The sequence below is a fragment of the Streptomyces bohaiensis genome (genome assembly GCF_012033785.1).
Taxonomy (GTDB): domain Bacteria; phylum Actinomycetota; class Actinomycetes; order Streptomycetales; family Streptomycetaceae; genus Streptomyces; species Streptomyces bohaiensis.
Genome location: NZ_JAAVJC010000266.1, coordinates 1 through 6,467, shown reverse-complemented (window position 1 = coordinate 6,467; position 6,467 = coordinate 1). Strand labels below are relative to the sequence as shown.

Here is a 6,467-nt window from a genome sequence, read left to right as displayed (position 1 = left end):
GTGCGGCCGCCACCGCGCCGGTGGCGGCCGCCGCGGCGAGCACCCGCAGCCGGTCGCGCACCTCGGCCGCGTGCTGCGGCCGCTCAGCCGGCTCCTTGGCCAGCAGTTCCAGCACCAGCGCGTCGACCACGGCGGGGACCTCGTGGCGAAGCGTGCTCGGCGGCTCCGGCGCCTGGTGCACCTGCTGGTACATCAGCTGCATCATGGTGGCGCCGGGCGGGAAGACCGTGCGGCCGGTGAGCAGCGCGAAGAGCAGGCAGCCGAGGGCGTAGAGGTCGGTACGGGCGTCGACACGGCCGGTGGTGCACTGCTCGGGCGCCATGTAGTCGGGGGTCCCGACCACCGTGCCCGTGGCGGTCAGCGCGCTGCGCTGCGCCACGCTGATCCCCTCGGCGAACCGGGCGATGCCGAAGTCCAGCAGCTTGGCGCGGTCGTCGCGGGTCACCATGACGTTGCCGGGCTTGAGGTCGCGGTGGACGATCCCGATGCCGGGTTCGTGCGCGGCGGCGAGGCCGTCCGCGATCTGCGCCGCCCACTCCAGCGCGCGCGGCATCGCGGGTACCCCGGCGCGCAGTTCCTCGGCGAGCGACCGGCCGGGGACGAGCTCCATGACCAGCAGGACGGCGGAGGCACCCTGGAACCGGTCGGTGAAGAAGTCGTGGACCGTGACGATGTGCGGGTGCGCCAGCCGTGCGATGGCCATGGCCTCGCGCTCCAGCCGGCGGCGCAGCTCCGGGTCGTCGCCGTCGGTGGCCGCCTTGATCGCGACGTCCCGGCGGAGCCTTTCGTCGTGGGCCTGCCACACCTGGCCCATGCCGCCCTCGCCGAGCTTCCGAACCAGGCGGTAGCGGTCGTGCAACACCTCTCCGGCTGCCATACGTCCCCCGTCGTGTCTCCCCGGCACCGCCCCGCTGCCGGCGCGGAGGCTTAATATCGCACAGGACTGTCAGCCGCCCGGGGGCACCGACCGGGCACGAGGTCGTCGGGGGATCGGGGATGCGCCAAGGGCTGCGCAGGGGTGCGGGAACGCTGGCCGCCGCACTGGTTCTGGGGCTGCTCACCGCTCCCACCGCCCGGGCCGACGGACAGCTGGCGGACGCCGCAGCGGCGCTGGCGACGCCGGGGGTGTGGGTCGACGACGACTACCAGGGCCTGGACGAGAACATGGTCGCGCTGCTCCGCGCGCGGTACGAGCGGGCCGACACCCCCTTCCGGATGGCGCTGCTGACGGAGCGGAACGAGGACGCGGCCGGGCTGGCCTCGCAGCTGGCCTCGCTGGTGGGCCGACCAGGCGTCTACGCGGTGCTGACGGAGTGGGACGACCCGCTGAGCGACAGCCGCGACTCCTCCCGGGGGTGGGCGGTCAGCGGGGTCCCGGCCACGGTCGACGACATCCGGGACGAGTCGGTGGCGCGAGCGGGCATCAACAACGGCAACCCGCTGCTGACCCTGGTCGACAGCCTCGACGGCGACCTCTCCGCGCAGCTCCCCACGGGCTCCGGGGACGGCCGGTTCCTCGTCGACCCCGCCGTGACCGAGGTCTTCCCCGAGCTGACGGAGGACCTGCTGGCCGAGACCTTCGCGGGCGTCCCCGAGCTGCGGGTCGCGCTGGTCTCGGGGGTGGGCGGGCCCTCGGACGCGGCGGCCACCGCGATGGCGTCGGAGCTCCCGGCGGACGGCGCGATGCTGCTGATGCAGTGGGAGACCAGCGACTTCTCGGTGGTGATGGGCTCCGGCCGGGAACTGGCATCGAACAGCACGCTGGAGTCACTGGTCGGGGGGATCGGCATCCCGACCGTCGCCCCCGATGCCGTCCCGCACCGACTGGCACAGCTCGCCGCGGCGCTGGGGCCGGACCTGGTCGGGCTGGCCCGCGAGGGGCTGGCGGACTCCCCGCTGTACGTCCACCCCGCCGCCGGGGACGGGACGACCGGCCCGGCGCGGCAGGCGGCGTTCGCCGCGGCGCTCGGCGAGGCGGGAGCCCGGGCGGCGGTCCTCCCCCAGGGTGCGGTGGCCGCACAGCTCGGCGAGGACTCCCCCGACGCCGCCGACGAGCTGGTCCGGTCGGTGGCCGAGGGGGGCGACGACCCGCTCGCGGTGTTCCTCGTCGACACCGAGTACCAGCGCGTCGACGAGGTGCGGGCCACCGGGGACGAGCAGTTCGCCGCCGCCGCCGACCGGGCACGGTACAGCGGCGACCCGTTCGTCGAGACGGCGCTGACGCATCTGCTGGACCACCTCGGCGCCGACGTGCCCCGCACGCCCGAGGCGGACGGAGCGGACGGAGCGGACGCCCCCGCCGCCCCTGCCGCTCCGGGCGGGAGTGCCGCGGCGGGGCCAGCCGGGGCCGCTTCCCTCCCCGTCGGGGTGTGGGTCGGGCTCGCCGTCGCCACCCTCGGTCTGCTGGCGCCGGTCGTCGCCGCGGCCGGCACGCCGCGCGGGCGACCCCACCTCGCCGCCCGAGCGCTGGCGATCGCCGCCAACCGGCGGCGGGCGGACAGGATGTCCGCGCAGGAGCTCGGACGGGAGGTGCACGCGTCGGCGGCACAGCGGGGCCGCAACGGACAGGACCTGGCGCGGCTGGAGAAGCTGCTGCGGCAGCTGCCGGACACCGGCGGCCACCCGGCGGCGCGACCGGTCGGGCAGCTGCTCGGCGAGTACGAACGGCTCCGGGAGGCGCACGCCGGTGCCCTCACCCGTTCCGAGGCGAGTCTCGTCGGCCGGAGCCTGACCCGTGCCCTGCGGCGCGGCACGGCGCTGGCCGCCCCCCGGGAGAAGCGCTCCCGGCCCTCCTGACCGGGCCGTGCGTCCCGCCCCGGGACGCACGGCCGCTGTGTCGGGGACGGGGCGGCCCGCTCAGCCGCCGTCGACGGCGGTGGCGACGCGGTCGCCCAGGTCCTTGTCCACGTTGCGCCAGTAGCGCAGCGCGCGGTCAAGCACCGGCCGGCTGACGCCGTCCGAGAGGTGTCCGGCGATGTTGCCGACCAGCCGGGCCCGCTGCGCGTCGTCGAGGACCTCCCGCACCATCGTGCCCGCCTGACCGAAGTCGTCGTCCGCCGCCCGCGGCGTGTACGCCTCCCGGACCATCTCCCCTGCGGCGTGCCACCCCGCCGGCTCGCCGAACCGGGCGGTGTCGGCGGCCGGGCCGCCGTAGGAGTTGGGCGCGTAGACGGCGCCGGTGCGGGCCGGCTCGTACCGCATCGGCCCGTCCTTGCTGTAGGACCGCACCGGCGCGTGCGGCCGGTTCGGCGGAAGCTGCATGTAGTTGGGGCCGATGCGGTAGCGGTGGGTGTCCGGGTAGGAGAACAACCGTCCCAGCAGCATCTTGTCGGGCGACGGCCCGATGCCCGGCACCAGGTTGGACGGTTCGAACGCCGACTGCTCGATGTGCACGAAGTGGTCCTCCGGGTTGCGGTCCAGCCGCATCCGGCCCACCTCGATCAGCGGGTAGTCGCCGTGCGGCCACACCTTGGTGAGGTCGAACGGGTTGAAGCGGTAGTCCGGGGCGTCCTCGAACGGCATCACCTGCACGTACATCGTCCAGGTGGGCGCCTCCCGACGGGCGATGGCCTCGAAGAGGTCCTGCCGGTGGGCGTCGGCGTTCTCACCGGCGATCCGGTCGGCGTCCTCCTGGGTGAGGAACTCGATGCCCTGGTCGGTCTTGATGTGGTACTTGACCCAGAACTTCTCCCCACCGCCGTTGACCCACAGGTAGGTGTGGGAGCCGTAGCCGTTCATGTGCCGCCAGGTGCGGGGGATGCCCCGGTCCCCCATCAGCCAGGTCACCATGTGCGCGCTCTCCGGGGAGAGCGTCCAGAAGTCCCACTGCATGTCGTGGTCGCGCAGCCCGTTGTCGGGCCGCCGCTTCTGCGAGCGGATGAAGTCCTGGAACTTCAGCGGGTCCCGGACGAAGAAGACCGGGGTGTTGTTGCCCACCAGGTCGTAGTTGCCCTGCGCCGTGTAGAACTTCAGCGCGAAACCGCGCGGGTCGCGCCAGGTGTCGGGGCTGCCCAGCTCCCCCGCCACGGTCGAGAACCGCGCCAGCATCTCGGTGCGGCGGCCGGGTTGGAACAGGTCGGCCTTGGTGAACTGGCTCACGTCGGCCGTCACCTCGAACGTGCCGTAGGCGCCGCCGCCCTTGGCGTGCACCACCCGTTCGGGGACCCGCTCCCGGTTGAACTGCGCCATCTTCTCGATCAGGTAGGCGTCCTGGAGGAGGATCGGGCCGTCCGCCGCGACGGTCAGCGAGTGCTCGTCGCTCTCGACCGGGATACCCGCGTTGGTGGTGGTGTGGTCGAAGGTGCCGTGGTGCGTCATGGGAGGGTCCTCACGTTCGGGGCGTGGAGAGGGCGGGCCGCCTCCCCAGCAGAACGCCGCCGCAGCGGGCGGGCAACCGCTGCCGCCGCCGGCGGCGCCATCCGGGCGGCAACGCCGCCCCGGGGGACCAACCAGGGCGGGCAACGTCGGCCGATACGACGGCGTCCCGTCCCTGGGCGTGATAAACCACAGGGCAACCCCTCACCGAGAGTCCCCGGCGCGGCCGAGCACACCGCCCGCGGCCCACAGCCCCTCCCCGGGGCCGCCACAACTCAACCGCGACACCAGAACGGGTCGGAGCCAACAGATGCCGAACAGCGCCGGGAGCACCTCCCCCGTGCCCCGGCCCGAGGACACCCCGGCGGCCACCCGCCCGGACCCGTGGGCCGCCGTCAGGCGCCGCGGGGCCGCCTTCGTCGCGCGCCCCTACTGGGACCCCGGCCTGCCCGCGCTGGTGGTGCGCCGCTGGCCCGACCTCACCGCCTGCCTGACCGCCCTGTTCTTCTTCTGGCTGTCGCTGACGCCCTCACTGGTCCCCCGTCCCTGGTACTACCAGGGCGTCATCGGGGGCATCACCGCCGCCATCGGCTACGGGATCGGGGCGACGCTGAGCGGACTGTTCCGGCTGCTGTTCGCCTGGCGACCGCCGCCCGCGGTCCGCGCCCGCTCCTGGCTGTCGCTCTACCTGATCACGCCGCCGCTGGTGATCCTGCTGCTGTCGCAGAGCGCGGACATGCAGCGGGAGCTGCGGCGGCTGCAGGCGCTGCCGCCGACGCTGACCTGGCACTCGCTGATGATCGCGCTGATGTCGCTCGGGGTGGCGGCGCTGCTCGTCGCCATCGCCCGGTCGGTCCGACTGGGCACCCGGGTGCTGACCCGGCTGCTGCACCGGTTCGTGCCCTGGCCGGTGGCGGTCGGCCTCGCGCTGTCACTGAGCAGCATCATCGTGGTCTTCGGCACCCGCGATGTCGTCTTCGAGCGCGGCGTCCTCTCGGTGGCGGACCGCGTCGCCGCCGCCAAGGACCGCTCCACCGACGAGGGCGTGCTGCGCCCGTTCTCCCCGCTGCTGTCCGGCAGCCCCGACTCGCTGGTGAGCTGGGAGGAACTCGGCAACAAGGGCCGGTCCTTCACCGGGGGCGCCCTCTCCGGTGAGGAGATCGCCCGGTTCAACGGGCGGCCCGCGCAGACCCCGGTGCGGGTGTACGTGGGGCGCGCCGCCTACGACGACTACGCCGCGGGGGCCCGGCTGGCGATCCGCGAGCTGGAGCGGACCGGCGCGTTCGACCGCTCGGTGCTCGCCGTCGCCGGCACCACCGGCACCGGATGGATCAACCCCACGACGGTCGAGGCGCTGGAGTTCATGCACGGCGGCGACACCGCGGTGGTCACGATGCAGTACTCCTACCTGCCGAGCTGGGCGTCCTTCGTCGTCGACCGTGAGGAGGCCGGCCGGGCGACCCGGGCCCTCGTCGACGCCGTCCACGCCCGCTGGGAGCGCGAGCCGGCCGACTCCCGGCCGAAGCTGGTGGTCTTCGGCGAGTCCATGGGCGCCCAGGCGGTAGAGGCCGCCTTCGACGACATGGACGACCTGCTGGCGCGCACCGACGGCGCCCTCCTGGTGGGGCCGCCGGACGGCAGCCCCGTCCACCGGGAGGTCACCCGGGACCGGGACCCGGCGAGCCCCGTGTGGCGGCCGCTCTACCGGGACGGTGCGCACGTGCGGTTCGCCCAGTTCCCCGAGCGGGACCTGCGCCTCGGCGCGGCCGACTGGGAGCACCCTCGGGTGGTCTACCTGCAGAACGCCTCGGACCCGGTGGTGTGGTGGTCCCCGAGCCTGATGTTCCAGCGCCCGGAGTGGCTGCGGGAGCCGCTCGGCCCCGACGTCACGGAGGCCATCGACTGGTTCGCCCTGGTGACCTTCTGGCAGACGACGGTGGACATGGCCGTCTCCTACGGCGCGCCGGCCCCGCACGGGCACCGGTACGGGTCCAACCCGGTGGACGCCTGGGAGGCCGTCATCCCGCCCGGGGAGTGGCGCGCGGCGGACACCGGCCGGTTGAAGGCGCTGCTGGAACTGCGGCACCCGCCCCGGTCGGGGTTCACCGGCAAGCCCGAGTGACGCGGGGTGGCGGCGCGGCCCCCGCGCCGCC

At 74.3% G+C, this 6,467-nt stretch carries 4 protein-coding genes; 2 read left to right on the top strand and 2 right to left on the bottom strand.

The window, feature by feature from the left end; genetic code table 11:
* On the bottom strand, positions 1-877 hold an 877-nt coding region (locus tag HCN52_RS20460; RefSeq protein WP_168089926.1), incomplete at its 3' end, for a serine/threonine-protein kinase.
* A gap of 119 nt (positions 878-996) precedes the next feature.
* On the opposite strand from HCN52_RS20460, the gene HCN52_RS20455 reads away from it, so the two are divergent.
* A complete protein-coding gene (locus HCN52_RS20455; protein ID WP_168089925.1) occupies positions 997-2,796 on the top strand; it encodes a hypothetical protein in 1,800 nt (599 codons plus the stop codon).
* Between the two features lie 60 nt (positions 2,797-2,856).
* Here the strand turns inward: HCN52_RS20455 and HCN52_RS20450 are convergent, their stop codons facing one another.
* Positions 2,857-4,317, bottom strand: coding sequence for a catalase (locus HCN52_RS20450; protein WP_168089924.1), 1,461 nt, complete (start codon positions 4,315-4,317; stop codon positions 2,857-2,859).
* 307 nt (positions 4,318-4,624) lie between these two features.
* On the opposite strand from HCN52_RS20450, the gene HCN52_RS20445 reads away from it, so the two are divergent.
* Positions 4,625-6,436, top strand: a complete 1,812-nt coding sequence (locus HCN52_RS20445; RefSeq protein ID WP_168089923.1) for an alpha/beta hydrolase — start codon at positions 4,625-4,627, stop codon at positions 6,434-6,436.
* Positions 6,437-6,467 lie beyond the last annotated feature (31 nt).